Below are 17,417 nucleotides of genomic sequence, written 5' to 3'. Positions count from 1 at the left end.
CAGGACGGCGCTGCGACGGTCGAGTCCTCGCCGAGCACTGACGCTGCCCCTATAGTGCGCGCCATGACGCAGTCCGACGACATGATGGTGTTCGACCGGGCGCTGGTGCGCCGGCGGCGCGACCGCGCGGCGCCGGGCCTGGCCGGGCACAACTTCCTGTTCGAGCATGTGGCGGCGATGCTGGCCGACCGGCTGCTCGACGTCACCCGCCGCTTCCCGGTGGCGCTCGATCTCGGCTGCCATGACGGCGCCGTGGCCCGGGCGCTGGACGGCAGCGACCGGATCGACAAGCTGGTCCAGGCCGACCTGTCCCCGGCGCTGGCCCGCCTGGCGGCCGCGAACGGCCGGCCGACGCTGACCTGCGACGAGGAGTTGCTGCCCTTCGGCGAGGGCACGCTGGACCTGGTGCTGAGCAACCTGTCGCTGCACTGGGTCAACGACCTGCCTGGCGCGCTGCTGCAGATCCGCCGGGCGCTGCGGCCGGACGGGCTGTTCCTGGCGGCGATGCTGGGCGCCGGCACGCTGGCCGAGCTGCGCACCGCTTTGGTCGAGGCGGAGACCGAGCTGATCGGCGGCGCCAGCCCGCGCCTGTCGCCCTTCGCCGATCTGCGCGACGCCGCCGGCCTGCTGCAGCGCGCCGGCTTCGCCCTGCCGGTGGCCGATGCCGAGACGGTGGTGGTCAGCTACGACAACGCCTTCCGCCTGTTCGCCGACCTGCGCGGCATGGGCGAGACCAATGCCGGGCTGAACCGCAACCCGGCGCCGCCGCCGCGCGCCTTCTGGCCGACCGTCGCCGCCCGCTATGCCGAACGCTTCGCCGAGCCGGACGGGCGCATCCCGGCCAGCTTCGAGGTGCTGTTCCTGGCCGGCTGGGCGCCGCATGACAGCCAGCAGAAGCCGCGACCGCGCGGCAGCGCGAGCCGCTCCCTGGCCGAGGCACTCGGAACCGTGGAACGGCCGGTACGGCAATGACCGGCGCCTACGCCGCACCCAGCTCCCGCTTCATGACGATGGCGTCGACCACGACGGCGCCGACCTTGTAATAGCCCTTGCGGAGGCCCGCCTCGCGGAAGCCGGCGCCGCGGTAGAGCGCCAGCGCCGCCGCGTTGTCGGTCGCCACCTCGAGGAACAGCGCCGCGGCGCCGGCCGCGGCACAGCGGTCGATCAGAGCGTCGAGCAGCAGGCGTCCGCCCCCCTGGCGGCGCCGGCCCGGCAAGAGGGCGATCGACAGCAGCTCTGCCTCATCCGCCGCCACCCGGCCGAGGGCATAGCCGGCCGGCTCTCCGGCATCGTCGAGCGCGATCAGCGCGAACACGCCGGGGCCGGCCAGCAGCTGCGCCAGCTGGTCCGGCGCCCAGACCTCGCCGAAGGCGGATTCGTAAAGGGCCGACAGCACCGCGTCCTCGGCCGGGCCGGCCTCGACGATGCGCATCACGGCTTCGGCGCCCGGTCTGCCAGCGGCACCGCATCGGGCGGGCGAACATAGAGCGGCGGCGGCGGGCCCTCGCGTGCCTGGTCCGCCCGCTCCTCGGCCAGCCGGGCCACGGTGGCCGGGTCGATCGCGGCGGGGCCGGCGCGGCCGACATCCGTCCGTCCGGCCAGGGCCGACAGCACCAGACCGACACCGTCGCCGGCGACGGTCAGGGGGCCGGGCGGGATCAGCGCAGCCAACTCATCGGCCGGCAGGCACAGAGGCTCGCCCAAAGGCCGGCCGACGGCGTCGAACAGCCGGGCGAAGGGTTCCGCCCGGCGGCCGTCCAGCGCCACCAGCACGGTGCCCGCGGTGACCGGGCCGAGATCGGCCAGCACTGCGTCGAAGCTGGGGATGCCGACGATCTTCCTGCCGGCGCCGAGCGCCAGCCCGCCGACCGCGGCCAGCCCGACGCGCAACCCGGTGAAGGAGCCGGGGCCGGTGGTGACGCCGAACAGGTCGATCTCGCCGGACGCGACCCCGGCCTCGGCCAGCACCTCCAGCACCAGCGGCATCAGCCGCACGGCATGGCCCTGGGCCATCGGCTCGGTCCGCGCCGCCAGCACGTGTCCGCCGCGCCGCACCGCCACGCCGCAACCGGCGCCCGCGGCATCGAGGCCGAGCACGATCATACGACGGCTCCCGCTGGTCCAACGGGCATCCGGGCGCTGTTCAAGGGATCATCCGGTGCGTACACGCGCTCACACGATCCGGCAGGCTTCCTCGAAGGCCAGGCGCGGGCGGCGGGGGAATTCCTTGCTGCGGTCGACATAGCCGATATCGACCAGGAGGCTGGAGCGCCAGCGGGTGCCCGACAGGAAGGCGGCGTCGACCTTGCCGCGGTCGAACTCACCCACCAGCCAGCAGCCGAGGCCGAGGCCGCGCGCCGCCATGATCAGATAGGCCGCCTGCATCGCCGCGTCTCGATGCGCCGTCTCCTGCGCCAGCTCGGGCCGGGCGGCGAAGCGGATCGCGGTCTCCGGCTCGTCCGGCAGCAGCTTCGGCAGATGCTCGTGGAAGGCTGAATCATAGGCCACGATCGCGGTCACCGGCGCCTGCAGCGTCGCGCCCAGCACCTCCGGGTCGACCGATGGCCGCAGCGCCGCCTTGCCGGGCTCGGAGGTGACGAAGACGATCCGCGCCGGACAGGAATTGGCGCTGGTCGGCCCCCGCTTCATCAGATCATAGACCGCGCGGAGCGTCGCCTCCGGGATCGCCTCGTCGAGGAAGGCGCATCGGTTGCGCGCCTCCCGGAATAGCGTGTCGAGCGCGATCTTGTCGAGCGCCATGGCCGTCTGCCGCAGAAAGTCTCAGCTCGCGGCAGGTAAGCCCAACCCGCGATCCGCGGCAAGCCGCGCGGAATCGAGCTCGACGAGATCGTTCCCGCGGATCATGGCCCGGACATCGCGGATATAGGCCGTTCCGCGCGTCGAATAGCGCGTGAGGGTCGACGCCAGATCATAGCCGTCAAGCTCCAGCCGCGCAGCTCGGAGCTCCGCGCGGCGGGCGCGGAAGCCGGCATAGGCCGGATGGGTGTTGAGGTTGCGGGCGTAGGAGGCGACGCCGTCGATCAGCCGGTCGAAGGCGGCGTAGCGCACCGCCAACCCCGTGGTCTGGCCGAACAGGGCGTTGCGGCGCTGGGCGCTGTAGGAGGTGCCCCAGCCCGATTCGACCGCGGCCTGGGCCAGGGCGAGGGAGACCGGAATCACGTCGACCCGCAGCAGCAGCGCGTCGATGTCGCCGTCGGCGACGTCGTAGCGCTCGCTCAGCTCCGAGAGCCAGGCCCGCGACTCCGCCGAGGGCCCCAGGCCGAGATGCTGCAGCCCCTGCAGCGCCAGCAAGCGGTCGCGGTCATGGCCGATGTCCTCGTTCACCCGCAGCACCAGCGGCAGCAGGGCGTTGAAGAACACGTCCTTGCGCAGATCGGTCGAATCGAGCCGGCGGAGATCGGCCGGCATCGCCTCGACCAGCAGTCGCGGGACATCGGCTCCGCCGTCGCGCACATCGGCGAGGGCGTAGTCGGCGCTGTCGAAGATCTCGCTGAGCTTGCCGGCGCTGTCGACCTTGAGGACGAGGTCCGAGGTCTTGTCGATCGGCGGCACCGCCGACATCGGCTGCACCTGTTCCTGCTGCGGCGGCAGATCTGCCACCTGCAGCTCGGATTGATCGATGGGGGCCGCCGGCTGGGCCAGGGCGGCAAGGGGCACGATCAGCAATAGGCCGGCCAAGGCGGCGGCCGGTCGAAACACACGGAACTGCATGGACCTCGTTCTTGGTTGCGCCCGGGCCAGCGACCCCGGGCGCCCCGCCTATCGGCACGACCGGATCCGCAGGCGCCCCCCGTCTTCAGGGGCGCCGCCGGGGGGAGCGCAGCCCGCCGTCAGGCGACGGCGCGCACCTCCGTCACTTCGGGGATGTAGTGGCGCAGCATGTTTTCGATGCCGGCCTTCAGCGTCATGGTCGAGCTGGGGCAGCCGGAGCAGGAGCCCTGCATGTGCAGATACACCACGCCGTGCTCGTAGCCCTGGAAGATGATGTCGCCCCCGTCCTGGGCCACGGCAGGCCGGACGCGGGTGTCGATCAGCTCCCGGATCTGGGCTTCGATCTCGGACTCCTCGGCGGACTGCGAGCCCTCCGCCGCCGTCTCGGCCAGGATGACCGGCCGGCCGGCGGTGAAATGCTCCATGATCACGCCGAGGATCGAAGGCTTCAGCACGTACCAGTCGAGGGTGTCGGCCTTGCTCACGGTCACGAAATCGGTGCCGAGAAACACGCCGGTGACGCCCTCGATCTCGAACAGGCGCTGCGCCAAAGGCGACCGCGCCGCCGTGTCCGGCGACGGGAAGTTGGCGGTGCCCGCATCCATCACCGCGCGGCCCGGCAGGAACTTCAGGCTCGCCGGGTTAGGTGTCTGCTCGGTCTGGATGAACATGGACACGGTTCCTTCGATATGCCCGGCCGCGTGGCCGGGCGCCGGCAGGGTGAAGACGACGGCCCGGAAGATCAAGACGAAACCTGGCGCCACAGAGTCGCACGCCAATCGCCGCTGACCGTCCCGGACCGGTTACTTGCGCAACCTCACCGTCCCGACGAGGTCGGAGTGGGGGCGGTGATTAGGGCTGATTTGAGGCGGCGGGCCCGGTCATTCAAGATGTCGCAGGGCATGGCGGGCGATCTTCCACATCGCCGTCGGCAGCCCGGCCTCGCCCAGCTGGTCCGGCGATACCAGGATTCCGCCCTCGACCGGCGCCTTGAGGCGGCCGGCCGCCACCGTCAGCTCGAAGTCGAAATGGGTGAAGCCGTGCCGCACCAGGCCGGGCAGCAGGCGCCAGCCGCTGCCGCCCGGCGCCTCGGCCAGCACCGCGGCGAGCTCCGGCATCGGCTGCTCGATCCAGGCGGAGGACGGGAACTCCATCATCCCGCCCAGCATGCCCTTGGGCGGCCGGCGGCGCAGCAGCACATGGCCGCGCGCATCGGTCAGCCAGAAGGCCACGGCCCGGCGGGTCGGCTTCGCCGCCTTGGCCAGCTTGGCCGGCAGGTCCTCGGCGATGCCGCGCTTGCGGGCCCGGCACGGGGTGGACCAGGGGCACAGGATGCATTTCGGGCCACGCGGCGTGCAGATGGTGGCGCCCAGATCCATCACCGCCTGGGCGTAGTCGCCCGGCCGCCGGCGCGGGGTCAGGGCCGTGGCGTGGGTCTTCAGGATCGGCTTGGCCGGCGGCAGCGGCGTTTCCACCGCGAAGATCCGGGCCATCACCCGCTCGACATTGCCGTCCATCACCGCGGCCGGCCGGTCGAAGGCGATCGCCGCGATCGCCGCCGCGGTGTAGTCGCCGATCCCCGGCAGCTGCCGCAATTCCGCCTCCTGGGACGGGAACACTCCGCCATGGCGTTCCGCCACCAGGACGGCGCAGCGATGCATGTTCCGGGCCCGGGCGTAGTAGCCGAGCCCCGCCCAGGCGCGCAGCACCTCCTCCACCGGTGCCGCGGCCAGGTCGGCCACGGCCGGCCAGCGCCGGGTGAAGTCGAGGAAATAGTCCTTCACCGCCGCCACGGTGGTCTGCTGCAGCATGATCTCGCTGAGCCAGACCCGGTACGGGTCCGCCCGCTGGCCCGGCGGCGCCCGCCACGGCAGGACGCGGCGGTGCCGGTCGTACCAGGCCAGGAGCGCCGGGGCGAAGTCGGCAGGGGCGAATTCGGCGGACGTGGCTGTATCGGGCATGGCTCGCGTTGCCGCTCGGGGGTGGGTTGGGCCACTATAGGGACCCGAGTCCCGCAATTCGATCATGCAGTCGCGTCCCCGCCGATGAGCTATCCGAGATCCATGGCCGCCCTGGTCCCCGCCCTCGCCCGCAAGGCGCTGGGCGGCGGGCGCAGCGCCATCGGCAGCCTGTTCGCCGACTGGCCGGCGGTGGTTGGCGACCACTGGGCCGACAAGGCGGTGCCGGAGAAGCTGAGCTTCCCGGCCGGCAAGCGCGACGGCGGCACCCTGGCGCTGCGGGTCGACCCGGCCGACGCCCTGCTGCTGCAGCACGACCAGGACCGGCTGATCGAACGGATCAACGGCCATTTCGGCTATGCCGCGATCGTCCGGATCAAGCTGCTGCAGGCGCCGCTGGCCCGCCGGCCCGCGACACCGCGCCGCCGTTCCCTGACCCCCGCCGAAGAGGCGATGCTGGAGGGGCCGCTCGAATCGGTCGAGGACCCCGAGTGGAAATCCCGACTTGCGGCCTTCGGCCGGGCGCTCTATGCCCGGACGCCACCGCGATGACACTTGGGCACGAGGCCCGGACCCATGGAGACCATCGGATGCTGAAGACCCTGCTCGCCGGCCTGGCCCTGGCCGCCGCGACGTTCATGGCCGGATCGGCCTCGGCCCAGGATGCCGGAAAGACCTGGGATCCGAAGATCACCGACGCCGACTATGTGCTCGGCAAGGCCGACGCGCCGGTGACGATGCTGGAGTTCGCCTCCTTCACCTGCCCGCATTGCGCCGCCTTCACCAACGACGTGCTGCCGCAGCTCGAGAAGGCCTATGTCGACACCGGCAAGGTCAAGATCGTGTTCCGCCAGTTCCCGCTGAACGGGCTGGACCTGCGGGCCGGGATGATGGCGCGCTGCGCCCCGCGCGAGCAGTATTTCAACATCGCCAAGGTGCTGTTCCAGACCCAGCAGAGCTGGGCCACCGCCGGCGACCCGATCGGCGCCCTGGCCCAGATCGGCGGCATGGCCGGGCTGCCGAAGGACAAGTTCGACGCCTGCCTGGCCGACAACGCCGTCGCCGACGCCATCATCAAGCTGGGCCAGGAGGCGCAGGCCGACTACAAGGTCAACGCCACCCCGACCTTCGTGGTCGAGGGCGAGAAGCTCGAGGGCGAGGCCAGCTTCGACACCTTCAAGGCGATCTTCGACCGGAAGCTCGCCGAGAAGGGCGTCGCCACCAACTGACCGCCTAGGAGCGCGCCGCCGTGCATTTCGCCCGGCTCCGCCTGTCGGGCTTCAAATCCTTCGTCGATGCGACCGACGTGGCCATCGAGCCCGGCCTGACCGGCGTGGTCGGGCCGAACGGCTGCGGCAAGTCGAACCTGGTCGAGGCGCTGCGCTGGGCGATGGGCGAGAACTCCGCCCGGCGCATGCGCGGCCAGGAGATGGACGACGTCATCTTCGGCGGCACCACCGGCCGGGCCGCGAGAAACCTGGCCGAGGTGACGATCACGCTGGACAACAGCGACCGCACCGCGCCCGGCTGGGACCACGCCGACATCATCGAGATCGTCCGGCGGATCGAGCGCGGCACCGGCTCCGAATATCGCGTCAACGGCAAGCCGGTGCGCGCCCGCGACGTGCAGCTGCTGTTCCAGGACAACGCCTCCGGCCCCGCCTCCCCCGCCCTGGTCAGCCAGGGCCGGATCGCGGCGATGATCTCCGCCCGCCCGGCGGAGCGGCGGCAGATCCTGGAGGAGGCGGCCGGCATCACCGGCCTGCACAGCCGCCGGCACGAGGCCGAGCTGCGGCTGCGCTCGGCCGACGAGAATCTGGTCCGCCTCGACGACGTGCTGGTGCAGCTCGACGCCCAGCTCGGGGGGTTGCGCAAGCAGGCGCGGCAGGCGGCGCGCTACCGCACCATCTCGGAGCAGATCCGCCAGGTCGAGGCGACGCTGCTGCACCTGCAATGGAGCGCGGCGGGGACGGCCCTGGCCGAGGCCCGGCGCGCCTACGACGCCAATGAGCAGGTGGTGCGCGAGCGCATGATCGCGGCGACCCGCGGCACCACCGAGCAGGCCGAGGCCGCCGCCGCCCTGCCGGCCCTGCGCAAGGCCGACACCGATTCAGCCGCGGTGCTGCAGCGCTTCCTGGTCGAGCGCGAGACGCTGGAGGCCGAGGCCGGCCGGCTGAGCCAGTCGATCCTCGACACCAACCGGCGGCTGGAGCAGGTGACGGGCGACCTGGTGCGCGAGCGCTCGCTAGGCGCCGACGCCGCCCAGGCCCTGGCGAAGCTGCAGGAGGAGCGCGCGCGGATCGAGCGCCAGAGTGCCGGCGAGGCCGATGCCGAGGACCAGGCACGGCAGTTGATCGATACCCAGCGCGGCATCGTCGACGAGCTGGACGGCCGCCTGACCGCGCTGACCGAGGCCGCCGCCGGCGACGAGGCGCGGCGCCAGAGCCTGGCCAAGCGCCAGCGCGAGCTGGAGGGCAAGCTGCTGGACCTGGCCCGCCGGCACGAGGATGCGCTGCGCCAGATCGCCCAGGTTGAGGCCGAGCTGGCCGGCGCCGACGGTGCCGAGGCCGCCGCCCTGGTCCTGGCCGAGGCCGAGGCCCGGCTGGAGGCGGCGCAGGAGGCGGTCGAGACGGCGGAAAGCCGCCGCCAGGCCGCCGATTCGGCCTTTTCCGGCGCCCGCGAGACGGCCCAGGCGGCCGAGGGTGCCGCCACCCGGCTGAAGGCCGAGGCCGATGGCCTGCGCGCCGCGCTCGGCAGCGGCAAGGGCGACGCCGCCCGCGCCCCGATCCTGGACCAGCTCAAGGTCAAGCCCGGCTGGGAGGCGGCGCTGGGCGCCGCGCTCGGCGACGAGGCCTCGGTGCCGGCCGACCGCTCGGCGCCGCTGCACTGGGCTGAGCTGCCCGGCTATGACGACGCCGCGCCGCTGCCCGCCGGCGCCGAGCCCCTGGCCGGCCATGTCACCGCCCCCGCCGCCCTGGCCCGCCGGCTGGCTCATATCGGCGTGGTCGCCGACGCCGCCGCGGCCGAGGCGCTGCAGCCGGCGCTCAAGCCTGGCCAGGCGCTGGTGACCAGGGCCGGCGGGCGCTGGCGCTGGGATGGACTGGTGGCCCGGCCGGGCGCCCCTTCCCCCGCCGCGGCGCGGCTGCAGCAGCGCAACCGGCTGGAGCAGCTGGAGGCGCAGCTGGCCACCGCGGCCGAGGCCGCCGAGACGGCGCGGCGGACGGCGGATGCGGCCCGCCAGGCGGCCCAGGCGGCGCAGGATGCCGACCGGGCGGCGCGGCGCGGCCAGCAGGACGCCGTCTCCGCCGTCGGCCGCGCCCGCGAGGCGCAGAGCAAGGCGGCCCAGGCCGAGGCGGCGCGGCGCAGCCGGCTGGCGGCGCTGGCTGCCCAGGGCGAACGCCTGGCCGCCGACCGCGACGAGTCGATGCGCGAGCGCGAGGAGGTAGCGGCCGAGATCGCGGCCCTGCCCGACGGCGAGGCCCAGCGCCGCGCCGTGAGCGAGATCCGCTCGGCCCTGGCCGAGGCGCGGTCGGGGCTGGGAGCCCGGCAGTCGGCGCTGGAGCGGCTGCAGCGCGAGGCCGGCGGCCGGCGCGGCCGGCTGCGCGCGATCGAGAGCGAGGTCCAGGGCTGGGACAGCCGCGCGAGAGGCAGCGCCGACCGGCTGGCTGAGCTGGAGGCCCGGCTGGAGGAGAGCCGGGCGACGCTGCTGGAGCTGGACGCCCGGCCGGCCGAGATCGCCGCTCGGCGCGAGACCCTGATCGGCCGGATCGACGAGGCCGAGCGCCGCCGCCGCATGGCCGCCGACGCGCTGGCGGTGGGCGAGCAACGCCAGGAGGCCGCGGACCGCGCCTTGCGCGCCGCCGAATCGGCTCTGGCCGAAGCGCGCGAGGCCCGGGTGCGCGGCGAGGCGGCGGTGGTCGCGGCCCAGACCGCGGTCGAGGGGCTGCGCACGCGCATCACCGAGCGGCTGGATTGCGCGCCCGAGGCGGTGGCCGGCCTGGCCGGCCTGGCCCCGGAGGCGCCGCTGCCCGACGCCGAGGACATCGCCCGCAAGCTCGACCGGCTGAACCGCGAGCGCGAGAGCATGGGCCCGGTCAACCTGCGGGCCGAGGTCGAGATCGTCGAAATCGAGTCCCAGCATACAAGGCTGTCGGCGGAGAAGGAGGACCTGACCGCCGCCATCGCCAAGCTGCGCCAGGGCATCGCTTCGCTGAACCGCGAGGCGCGGGAGCGGCTGGTGGCCAGCTTCGACGTGGTCGACGGTCATTTCCGGGCGCTGTTCACCCGGCTGTTCGGCGGCGGCAAGGCGCAGCTGGCCCTGACCGACACCGAGGACCCGCTGGAGGCGGGGCTGGAGATCTTCGCCAGCCCGCCGGGCAAGAAGCTGCAGCATCTGTCGCTGCTGTCGGGCGGCGAGCAGGCGCTCACGGCAGCGGCGCTGATCTTCGCCGTGTTCCTGACCAACCCCGCGCCGATCTGCGTGCTGGACGAGGTCGACGCGCCGCTCGACGACGCCAATGTCGACCGCCTGTGCACCCTGCTGACCGAGCTGGCGGAGGGCGGCCGCACCCGCTTCCTGATCATCACCCACCACCGCATGACCATGGCCCGGGTGAACCGGCTCTACGGCGTCACCATGATCGAGCGCGGAGTCAGCCAGCTGGTCTCGGTCGACCTGGAGCAGGCCATCCGCCACGCCCAGCCGCACCAGCAGGAGCTGGCGGTTTAGGGACGGCGATGTCGCCGTTACCTGCCGCCTTCCCAGGCTGAGAGGTCGTCCTCCTCCAAGGATTCGAAGAAATCCGGTACCGGGCCGCTGAGCTGCTCGGACAGCAGGCCGATGCGGAACTTCCTGTGCGGAACTGGGACCAACCTGGCCACCGGCCTGCCCCGCCTGGCGATGACCACCGCTTCGCCCGACAATGCCGCATCGATGAGCTTGGATAGATTGGCCCTGGCGGTGGAGACAGTCACCTGCATCGCATGCTCCATCGGCTGATGCTGCACCTGCGGCAAGGAAGAGGGGACCACCTTTGTCCCTGTTTGTCATGCCCGGGCTTGACCCGGGCATCCAGAGAGCGTCGGCATCTTCTGGATTGCCGGGTCAAGCCCGGCAATGACGGAAAGTGGCTTTCGAGCCCGTTACGGCTCCGTCTGGTCCACCTTGATCAGCACCTTGTCGATGCGGTTGCCGTCGAGGTCGATGACCTCATAGCGCACGCCGTTCTCGACGAAGCTCTCCGCCACCTTCGGCAGATGGCCGAGATGCCACAGCACGAAGCCGGCCAAGGTCTGGTAGTCGCCGTCCTCCGAGCGCAGGCCGCGCAGGCGCAGCAGCCGCTCGACCTCGTCGATCGGCGTCATCGCGTCGACCAGCCAGCTGCCGTCGTCGCGCCGCACGATCGCGTAGCCGGCGGAATCGATGGTCAGGTCGCCGACCTCGCCGGCGATCGCCGACAGGATGTCGGTTGGCGTCACCAGCCCCTCGACGCTGCCGTATTCATCGACCACCACGGCGAGGTGTATGGCCGCGCTGCGGAAGGTCTGCAGCAGCTTCAGCGCCGGGGTGCCGTCCGGCACCACCAGCGGCGGCCGCATGGTCTCGGCCACGTCGAACGGGCCGCCCCCGAGCAAGCGGTCGAGCAGGTCCTTGGTCTGGATCACGCCCTCGAGCTCGTCGAGCTCGCCGCGCGCCACCGGGAAGCGGCTGCAGCCGCTTTCGGCGATGGTCCTGCGGATCTCGTCCGGGCTGTCCTCGAGGTCGACCCAGACCATCTCGTGCCGCGGCGTCATGATGGAGCGCACCGACCGGTCGGCCAGGCGCAGCACGCCGTCGATCATCTCGCGCTCGGCCTCGACGAAGACGCCGGCCTCGGTGCCCTCGGCGATCATCGACTTCACCTCCTCCTCCGTCACCGTCTGGGCGGGGACGGCGGAGACGCCGAGCAGGCGCAGCACCAGCTCGGTCGAGCGCTGCAGCAGCCAGACGACCGGGGCGCCGACCGCCGCGACCGTCTGCATCGGCCGGGCGACGCGGGCGGCGATGCCCTCGGCGTGGTTCAGCGCGATCCGCTTCGGCACCAGCTCGCCGATGATCAGCGAGAAATAGGTGATGGCGACCACCACCAGGGCGAAGGACAACCCGTCGGCCCATGGGCCGACCACCGGCAGGGGCGCCAGCCAGTCGCGCAGCGGCACCGACAGGGTGGCGCCGCCGAAGGCGCCGGCAAAGATGCCGACCAGGGTGATGCCGACCTGCACGGTGGACAGGAGGCGGTTCGGGTCCTCGGCCAAGGCGAGGGCGGCGCGGGCGCCGCGATGGCCCTGGTCGGCCATGCCCTGCAGCCGGGCACGGCGGGCGGAGACCAGCGCCAGTTCCGACATCGCGAAAAAGGCGTTGATCAGGATGAGAAGCACGACGATGACGAGTTCGACGATCATCGGCGGCCGCTAGACGGAGGTTCGTCCGTCTCTTCGCTGTGGGAAGCTGGCATAATGCCGGCTGAGATAGCCGGTCGGGCGCCCCCGCGTCCACCGTCATGCCGATTTCATTCGGCGGACCAGCGGCCGGCGGGGGGCAAATCTGCCCGGATCGGAACCGGTTACACCGGCATCCCGATCATCATCTGGAACTCGCGGCGCAGCTGCGGCTCGTCGCGGAAGGCGCCGATCATGCAGCTGGTCACCATCTGGGTGCCGTGCTTGTGCACCCCGCGCGTGGTCATGCAGTGGTGCTGCGACGACACCATGATCGCCACGCCGCGCGGCTTCAGCACCTGGTCGATCGCCGAGGCGATCTGGGCCGTCAGCCGCTCCTGGATCTGCAGCCGCTTGGCATAGGCGTCGACCACCCGCGCCAGCTTGGAGATGCCGACCACCCGCCGGTCCGGCAGATAGGCGACATGCGCCTTGCCGATGATCGGCACCATGTGGTGCTCGCAATGCGACTCGAAGTCGATGTCGCGCAGCAGCACCATCTCGTCGTAGCCCTCGACCTCCTCGAAGGTGCGGGACAACAGCTCGACCGGATCCTGGGCGTAGCCGCGGAAGAACTCCTCATACGCCTTCACCACCCGCTTCGGCGTGTCGCGCAGCCCCTCGCGCGCGATGTCCTCGCCGGCCCAGCGCAGCAGCACGCGCACCGCTTCCTCGGCCTCTGACCGGCTCGGGCGATGCTCGGCCGCGCGCGTCGGCTGCGCTGCGACGTTGGCCGCCACGGGGGTGAAGGGGTTGCGGGTCATGATGCCGGCTTCTCCGGGCGGTTGTCGTTGTCAGTGCCGGTCCAGCCAGGACTCTGGTCCGTCACGTCAGTTCAATCGGATCGTACGATGCGGGCTGTCCAGCGAAAAGGCGGGGATCGCCACGTCGAAACGCTCGCCCGACGGGGTCTCCATCTGATAGGTGCCGACCATGATGCCCGATGGCGTCGCGATCGGCGCGCCGCTGGTGTACTGGAACGCCTTGCCCGGCTCGATCACCGGCTCGACCCCGACGACGCCGGGGCCGCGGACCTCCTGCACCCGGCCGAACTCGTCGGTGATCCGCCAGTAGCGGCTGCGCAGTTGCACCCGCTCAGGCCCGTGATTGACGATGCGGACATGATAGGCCCAGACGTAGTGGTGCTCGTCGGGCGAGGATTGGTCCTCGAGATAGGTTGGCTCGACCGACACCTCGATCGCCCGGGTTTCCGCAATGTACATGTCGTCGATCCGCTGGCGGGCGCGTTGGCGCCGTGGTCCCGATCAGACTATATGGGACGCTGCGGCGTCGCGTCCAATTGCGACGCGACCGGGGATTCGAATCCGATCTCGACCCGGTCATTGGCCGGCTCCGCCTGGCCCGGCGGGGCCGGCAGCAGCGGATCGGCCGTGCCGGCGCCAGCGATCGTGATTCGCCCCGGCGCGATCCCGGCCGCCCGCAGCCGCGCCGCCACCAGCCTGGCCCGCCGCAGCGACAGGCGCTGGGCGGCCGCCGGGTCGCCGCCGGCATCGGCATGGCCGGTGACGATCAGGCGCGGCGCCGGCCCCTTGGCGCGGCGCCGGGCGTCCTCGACCACCGCGGCGGCGACCGCGGCGGCGCCGTCCGGCGCCATTCCGGTCTTGCCGGGCAGGAAGAACACGTAGCGGATATCGGCCGAGAGTGGCCGGTCCACCGGCACCGACTCGGGCAGCTCGACCCGGTCGTTGCGCGAGGGTACGCACCCCGCCAAGCCTGTCAGAGCCACGCACGCCAGCACCGCAACGATCCGCATTGTCCCCGTCGTCCTGTCTCCGTCCTACGTCCAGCATAGGGCGTCGCCGTGGCGGCGGCGAGGCAGCATTCTCGGCTCGCTTCGATCCGACGGTTGGCCGGAGCGGACCGAGGTGGCTACCATGCCCGCCGTCGAAGCAGCGCCAATGAGGATCATGCGCATCGCCATCATCGGGGCCGGGTTCACCGGCTGCCTGCTCGCGGTCCAGCTCCTGCGCCGCTCGGCCGGGGCGGCGAAGGTCGTGCTGATCGAGCGGGGCGGCCCGCCCGGCCGCGGCATGGCCTATGGCACGCCGCATCCGGCGCATCTGCTGAACGTGCGGACCGCCAACATGAGCGCGTTCCCGAACCAGCCGGAGGATTTCCAGAGCTGGGCCCGGGCGCATGGCGCCGGCGACCAGCCCTATCTGCCGCGCCGCTTCTACGGCGACTATCTCGGCGAGACCCTGGCCGCCGCCGGGCGCGACTTTCCCGGCGGGCTGACCATGCTGGCAGACGCCGCGGTGGGGCTGGACCGCGACGCCAACGGGGTAACGGTGCGCCTGGCCTCCGGCCGCACCGAGCCGGCCGACATCGCCGCGCTGTGCACCGGCAACGCGGCGCCCTCGGCCCCGGTGACGCTGCCGGACGCGCCCGGGCGGATTCTGGTCGGGCCGGAAGATGCCTGCCTGCCGTCGATCCTGCCGGACGAAACCGTGCTGATCCTCGGCACCGGCCTGACCATGATCGACATCGCCGCCGGCCTGGCGGCACAGGAGCATCGCGGCCGCGTCCTGGCGCTGTCGCGGCGCGGCTTGCTGCCCCGGCCGCATCGCGACGTCGCCAGCAAGCCGGCGGCGCTGGACGCCGCGGAGTTCGTCGGCCGGCCGGCGCTGGCGGTGCTGCGCCGGGTCCGCGCCCTGTGCCGCGAGGCCGAGACGGCGGGCGGCGACTGGCGCGCGGTGATCGACGGGCTGCGGCCCTTCACCCAGCGGCTGTGGCAGGCCTGGGACGAGAGGGAGGCGGGGCGGTTCCTGCGCCACCTGCGGCCCTGGTGGGACGTGCACCGGCACCGCGTGGCGCCGGCCATCGCCGACCGGGTCGGGGCGATGATCGCATCGGGCCAGCTGCAGGTCCTGGCCGGCCGGCTGCGCCATGTGGCGCCGACGGAGGACGGGCTGACGGTGACGCTGCGCCGCCGCGGCGCCGCAGCGGACGAGACCCGGGCGATCTGCCGCCTGGTGCTGGCCAGCGGGCCGGAGACCGACCCGGGGCGGACCGACGACCCGCTGCTGCGGTCGCTGATCGCCGGCGGCGTGGTGCGGCCGGACCGGCTGCGCCTCGGCCTCGACGTCGATGCCGGGGGCCGGCTGATCGGCCATGACGGCCAGCCCTCGCCCCGGCTCTACGCGCTCGGGCCGCCGACCCGCGGTGCCTTCTGGGAGATCACGGCGGTGCCCGACATCCGCAAGCAATGCGCCGAGGTGGCAGCGACGATGCTGAAGGGCGACACCGTCCCGCCCCCTGCCAAGCGCGGCTTCGATCCGGGCATTTAAGCGTACGAAGAGTAGGTTGGGTTCGCGGAAGCGAACCCAACCTTGTCCCGACGGAAGGGTGTTGGGTTCGCCTCGCGGCGAGCCCAACCTACGTCCTCAGCGGACCTTCCCTTCCTTCCAGGCCTGCAGCAGGCTGTCATAGGCCACGGTCTGGCCCTTCTCCTTCTCGTTCTCCAGCTTCGGCTTCGGCGCGCCGGGGGCGTCGAACCACTCCTGCGCGGTCTTCTCCTCGTTCAGCTTCGGCCCGCAATCGCCGAGATTGCCGGCCCGCTCCAGCCGCGCCAGCACCTGGTCCTGCTGCTTGGCCAGGTTGTCCATGGCCTGCTGCGGCGTGACCTCGCCGGTCACCGCCTCGGCCACGTTCTGCCACCACAGCTGCGCCAGCCGCGGATAGTCGGGCACGTTGGTGCCGGTCGGGGACCAGGCGACGCGCGCCGGGCTGCGGTAGAACTCGACCAGCCCGCCCAGCTTCGGCGCCATCTCGTCCATCGCCTTGGAGCGGATGTCGCTGTCGCGGATCGGGGTCAGGCCGACCTGCAGCTTCTTCAGCGAGGTGGTCTTGCAGATGCAGAACTGGGCGTACAGCCAAGCCGCCTGCTGCCGCTCCTTCGGGGTGCTCTTGAGCAGGGTCCAGGAGCCGCAATCCTGGTAGCCCAGCTTCATGCCTTCTTCCCAATACGGGCCGTGCGGCGACGGCGCCATGCGCCATTTCGGCGTGCCGTCCTCGTTCACCACCGGCAGGCCGGGCTTGGTAAGGTCGGCGGTGAAGGCGGTGTACCAGAAGATCTGCTGGGCGATATTGCCCTGGCCCGGCACCGGCCCGGATTCGGAGAAGGTCATGCCGCCAGCCTCGGGCGGGGCGTACTTCTTCAGCCACTCGATATACTTGGTCAGCGCGTACACCGCCGCCGGGCCGTTGGTGTCGCCGCCGCGGGTGACGCTGGAGCCGGCGGGGCGGCAGCCTTCGACCCGGAGGCCCCATTCGTCGACCGGCAGGCCGTTCGGGATGCCCTTGTCGCCGGCGCCGGCCATCGACAGCCAGGCGTCGGTGAAGCGCCAGCCCAGCGACGGGTCCTTCTTGCCGTAATCCATATGGCCCCAGACGCGGACGCCGTTGATCTCCTTCACCTTGTTGGTGAAGAAGTCGGCGATGTCCTCATAGGCCGACCAGTTCACCGGCACGCCCAGGTCGTAGCCATAGGCGGCCTTGAACTGCTCCTGCAGCTTCGGGTCGGTGAACCAGTCGTAGCGGAACCAGTACAGGTTGGCGAATTGCTGGTCGGGGATCTGGTACAGCTTGCCGTCCGGGCCGGTGGTGAAGCTCTTGCCCATGAAGTCGTCGACGTCGAGCGTCGGCAGGGTGAAATTCTTGCCGTCGCCGGCCATGAAGTCGGACAGCGGGACGGCCTGGCCATAGCGGAAATGGGTGCCGATCAGGTCGCTGTCGTTGACATAGGCGTCGTAGATGTTCTGGCCGGACTGCATCTGCGTCTGCAGCTTCTCGATCACGTCGCCTTCCTGAATCAGGTCGTGCTTCAGGTTGATGCCGGTGATCTCGGAGAAGGCGCGGGCCAGCGTCTTCGCCTCGTATTCATGGGTGGTGATCGTCTCCGACACCACGTTGATGTCCATGCCGCGGAACGGCTCGGCCGCCTTGATGAAGAACTCCATCTCCTTCAGCTGCTCGTCCTTGGACAGCGTCGAAGGCTGGAACTCGGTGTCGATCCACTTCTTGGCGTTGGCCGTCAGCTGTTCGGCGCCCTGGGCGAAGGCCCGGCGGGCGAAGCCCGGCACGGCGATGGCGGCGCCGAGCGCGGAGGCGCCGCGCAGCAGGTCGCGGCGATGGACCGGGAACCCGCCCGGCCCGTGCAGCATCTTGGTCATGATCTCTCCCCGTCTCTACGTCTGTTGAAACCAGCACTTCCTGCCCCGGAGGCCGGGG

Annotated in this window: 17 protein-coding genes; 5 read left to right on the top strand and 12 right to left on the bottom strand. The window is 71.8% G+C overall.

Going from position 1 to position 17,417, the window contains the following annotated elements:
• The first annotated feature begins 63 nt into the window (after positions 1-63).
• Positions 64-972: a methyltransferase domain-containing protein gene (locus AAHM41_RS01725; RefSeq protein WP_342234768.1), complete on the top strand. Its 909-nt coding sequence runs from the start codon at positions 64-66 to the stop codon at positions 970-972.
• 7 nt (positions 973-979) lie between these two features.
• Here the strand turns inward: AAHM41_RS01725 and rimI are convergent, their stop codons facing one another.
• The 6 genes from rimI to mutY form a co-directional block, all read right to left on the bottom strand.
• Positions 980-1,432: a ribosomal protein S18-alanine N-acetyltransferase gene (gene rimI, locus AAHM41_RS01720; RefSeq protein ID WP_342234767.1), complete on the bottom strand. Its 453-nt coding sequence runs from the start codon at positions 1,430-1,432 to the stop codon at positions 980-982.
• The gene (gene tsaB / locus AAHM41_RS01715; protein WP_342234766.1) at positions 1,432-2,103 is read right to left on the bottom strand and encodes a tRNA (adenosine(37)-N6)-threonylcarbamoyltransferase complex dimerization subunit type 1 TsaB; all 672 of its coding nucleotides are present in this window, start codon (positions 2,101-2,103) and stop codon (positions 1,432-1,434) included. The genes rimI and tsaB overlap by 1 nt, the downstream gene beginning before the upstream one ends.
• A gap of 69 nt (positions 2,104-2,172) precedes the next feature.
• A complete protein-coding gene (locus tag AAHM41_RS01710; RefSeq protein ID WP_342234765.1) occupies positions 2,173-2,760 on the bottom strand; it encodes a malonic semialdehyde reductase in 588 nt (195 codons plus the stop codon).
• 21 nt (positions 2,761-2,781) lie between these two features.
• A complete protein-coding gene (locus tag AAHM41_RS01705; RefSeq protein ID WP_342234764.1) occupies positions 2,782-3,732 on the bottom strand; it encodes a glucosaminidase domain-containing protein in 951 nt (316 codons plus the stop codon).
• Between the two features lie 119 nt (positions 3,733-3,851).
• Complete coding sequence (locus AAHM41_RS01700) at positions 3,852-4,403, bottom strand: NifU family protein (RefSeq protein WP_342234763.1); 552 nt, start codon at positions 4,401-4,403, stop codon at positions 3,852-3,854.
• Between the two features lie 210 nt (positions 4,404-4,613).
• Positions 4,614-5,693 carry an A/G-specific adenine glycosylase gene (mutY, locus tag AAHM41_RS01695; RefSeq protein ID WP_342234762.1) on the bottom strand — a complete coding sequence of 360 codons (1,080 nt, stop codon included), beginning with the start codon at positions 5,691-5,693 and terminating at the stop codon, positions 4,614-4,616.
• A 102-nt stretch (positions 5,694-5,795) separates the two neighbouring features.
• Here mutY and AAHM41_RS01690 point away from each other — a divergent pair, with 102 nt between their 5' ends.
• Genes AAHM41_RS01690 through AAHM41_RS01680 form a run of 3 tightly spaced genes read left to right on the top strand, consistent with a single transcriptional unit; the run spans position 5,796 to position 10,419 of the window.
• Entirely contained in the window at positions 5,796-6,242 is a 447-nt protein-coding gene (locus tag AAHM41_RS01690) for a DUF721 domain-containing protein (protein ID WP_342234761.1), read from the top strand.
• 38 nt (positions 6,243-6,280) lie between these two features.
• A complete protein-coding gene (locus AAHM41_RS01685; RefSeq protein WP_342234760.1) occupies positions 6,281-6,919 on the top strand; it encodes a DsbA family protein in 639 nt (212 codons plus the stop codon).
• A gap of 20 nt (positions 6,920-6,939) precedes the next feature.
• Positions 6,940-10,419 (top strand): chromosome segregation SMC family protein, encoded by a 3,480-nt coding sequence (locus AAHM41_RS01680; RefSeq protein ID WP_342234759.1) that lies wholly within the window; start codon positions 6,940-6,942, stop codon positions 10,417-10,419.
• Between the two features lie 17 nt (positions 10,420-10,436).
• Here the strand turns inward: AAHM41_RS01680 and AAHM41_RS01675 are convergent, their stop codons facing one another.
• The 5 genes from AAHM41_RS01675 to AAHM41_RS01655 all read right to left on the bottom strand — a co-directional run bounded on the left by AAHM41_RS01675 (position 10,437) and on the right by AAHM41_RS01655 (position 13,914).
• Positions 10,437-10,670 carry a type II toxin-antitoxin system Phd/YefM family antitoxin gene (locus tag AAHM41_RS01675; protein WP_342234758.1) on the bottom strand — a complete coding sequence of 78 codons (234 nt, stop codon included), beginning with the start codon at positions 10,668-10,670 and terminating at the stop codon, positions 10,437-10,439.
• A 162-nt stretch (positions 10,671-10,832) separates the two neighbouring features.
• Positions 10,833-12,131 carry a hemolysin family protein gene (locus tag AAHM41_RS01670; RefSeq protein ID WP_342234757.1) on the bottom strand — a complete coding sequence of 433 codons (1,299 nt, stop codon included), beginning with the start codon at positions 12,129-12,131 and terminating at the stop codon, positions 10,833-10,835.
• A gap of 161 nt (positions 12,132-12,292) precedes the next feature.
• Positions 12,293-12,931 carry a GTP cyclohydrolase I FolE gene (gene folE, locus AAHM41_RS01665; RefSeq protein ID WP_342234756.1) on the bottom strand — a complete coding sequence of 213 codons (639 nt, stop codon included), beginning with the start codon at positions 12,929-12,931 and terminating at the stop codon, positions 12,293-12,295.
• A 66-nt stretch (positions 12,932-12,997) separates the two neighbouring features.
• Entirely contained in the window at positions 12,998-13,390 is a 393-nt protein-coding gene (gene apaG / locus AAHM41_RS01660; protein ID WP_342234755.1) for a Co2+/Mg2+ efflux protein ApaG, read from the bottom strand.
• Between the two features lie 47 nt (positions 13,391-13,437).
• Positions 13,438-13,914 (bottom strand): OmpA family protein, encoded by a 477-nt coding sequence (locus AAHM41_RS01655; protein WP_342234754.1) that lies wholly within the window; start codon positions 13,912-13,914, stop codon positions 13,438-13,440.
• Between the two features lie 181 nt (positions 13,915-14,095).
• Between AAHM41_RS01655 and AAHM41_RS01650 the strand changes: the two genes are divergently transcribed.
• Entirely contained in the window at positions 14,096-15,475 is a 1,380-nt protein-coding gene (locus AAHM41_RS01650) for an FAD/NAD(P)-binding protein (protein WP_342234753.1), read from the top strand.
• Between the two features lie 96 nt (positions 15,476-15,571).
• Here AAHM41_RS01650 and AAHM41_RS01645 read toward each other — a convergent pair whose 3' ends face one another.
• Positions 15,572-17,350 carry an extracellular solute-binding protein gene (locus tag AAHM41_RS01645; RefSeq protein ID WP_446719428.1) on the bottom strand — a complete coding sequence of 593 codons (1,779 nt, stop codon included), beginning with the start codon at positions 17,348-17,350 and terminating at the stop codon, positions 15,572-15,574.
• Positions 17,351-17,417 lie beyond the last annotated feature (67 nt).

The organism is Inquilinus sp. OTU3971 (genome assembly GCF_038440215.1).
This window is presented reverse-complemented; position numbering and strand designations above follow the sequence as displayed.

Excerpts from the sequence above, each read along its gene's own strand:
- AAHM41_RS01645 (WP_446719428.1), bottom strand. The coding sequence starts at position 17,350 with ATGCTGCACGGGCCGGGCGGGTTCCCGGTCCATCGCCGCGACCTGCTG.
- folE (WP_342234756.1), bottom strand. The coding sequence starts at position 12,931 with ATGACCCGCAACCCCTTCACCCCCGTGGCGGCCAACGTCGCAGCGCAG.
- apaG (WP_342234755.1), bottom strand. The coding sequence starts at position 13,390 with ATGTACATTGCGGAAACCCGGGCGATCGAGGTGTCGGTCGAGCCAACC.
- AAHM41_RS01690 (WP_342234761.1), top strand. The coding sequence starts at position 5,796 with ATGGCCGCCCTGGTCCCCGCCCTCGCCCGCAAGGCGCTGGGCGGCGGG.
- AAHM41_RS01700 (WP_342234763.1), bottom strand. The coding sequence starts at position 4,403 with ATGTTCATCCAGACCGAGCAGACACCTAACCCGGCGAGCCTGAAGTTC.
- AAHM41_RS01675 (WP_342234758.1), bottom strand. The coding sequence starts at position 10,670 with ATGCAGGTGACTGTCTCCACCGCCAGGGCCAATCTATCCAAGCTCATC.
- AAHM41_RS01685 (WP_342234760.1), top strand. The coding sequence starts at position 6,281 with ATGCTGAAGACCCTGCTCGCCGGCCTGGCCCTGGCCGCCGCGACGTTC.
- mutY (WP_342234762.1), bottom strand. The coding sequence starts at position 5,693 with ATGCCCGATACAGCCACGTCCGCCGAATTCGCCCCTGCCGACTTCGCC.
- tsaB (WP_342234766.1), bottom strand. The coding sequence starts at position 2,103 with ATGATCGTGCTCGGCCTCGATGCCGCGGGCGCCGGTTGCGGCGTGGCG.
- AAHM41_RS01705 (WP_342234764.1), bottom strand. The coding sequence starts at position 3,732 with ATGCAGTTCCGTGTGTTTCGACCGGCCGCCGCCTTGGCCGGCCTATTG.
- AAHM41_RS01710 (WP_342234765.1), bottom strand. The coding sequence starts at position 2,760 with ATGGCGCTCGACAAGATCGCGCTCGACACGCTATTCCGGGAGGCGCGC.
- rimI (WP_342234767.1), bottom strand. The coding sequence starts at position 1,432 with ATGCGCATCGTCGAGGCCGGCCCGGCCGAGGACGCGGTGCTGTCGGCC.
- AAHM41_RS01670 (WP_342234757.1), bottom strand. The coding sequence starts at position 12,131 with ATGATCGTCGAACTCGTCATCGTCGTGCTTCTCATCCTGATCAACGCC.
- AAHM41_RS01650 (WP_342234753.1), top strand. The coding sequence starts at position 14,096 with ATGCGCATCGCCATCATCGGGGCCGGGTTCACCGGCTGCCTGCTCGCG.
- AAHM41_RS01725 (WP_342234768.1), top strand. The coding sequence starts at position 64 with ATGACGCAGTCCGACGACATGATGGTGTTCGACCGGGCGCTGGTGCGC.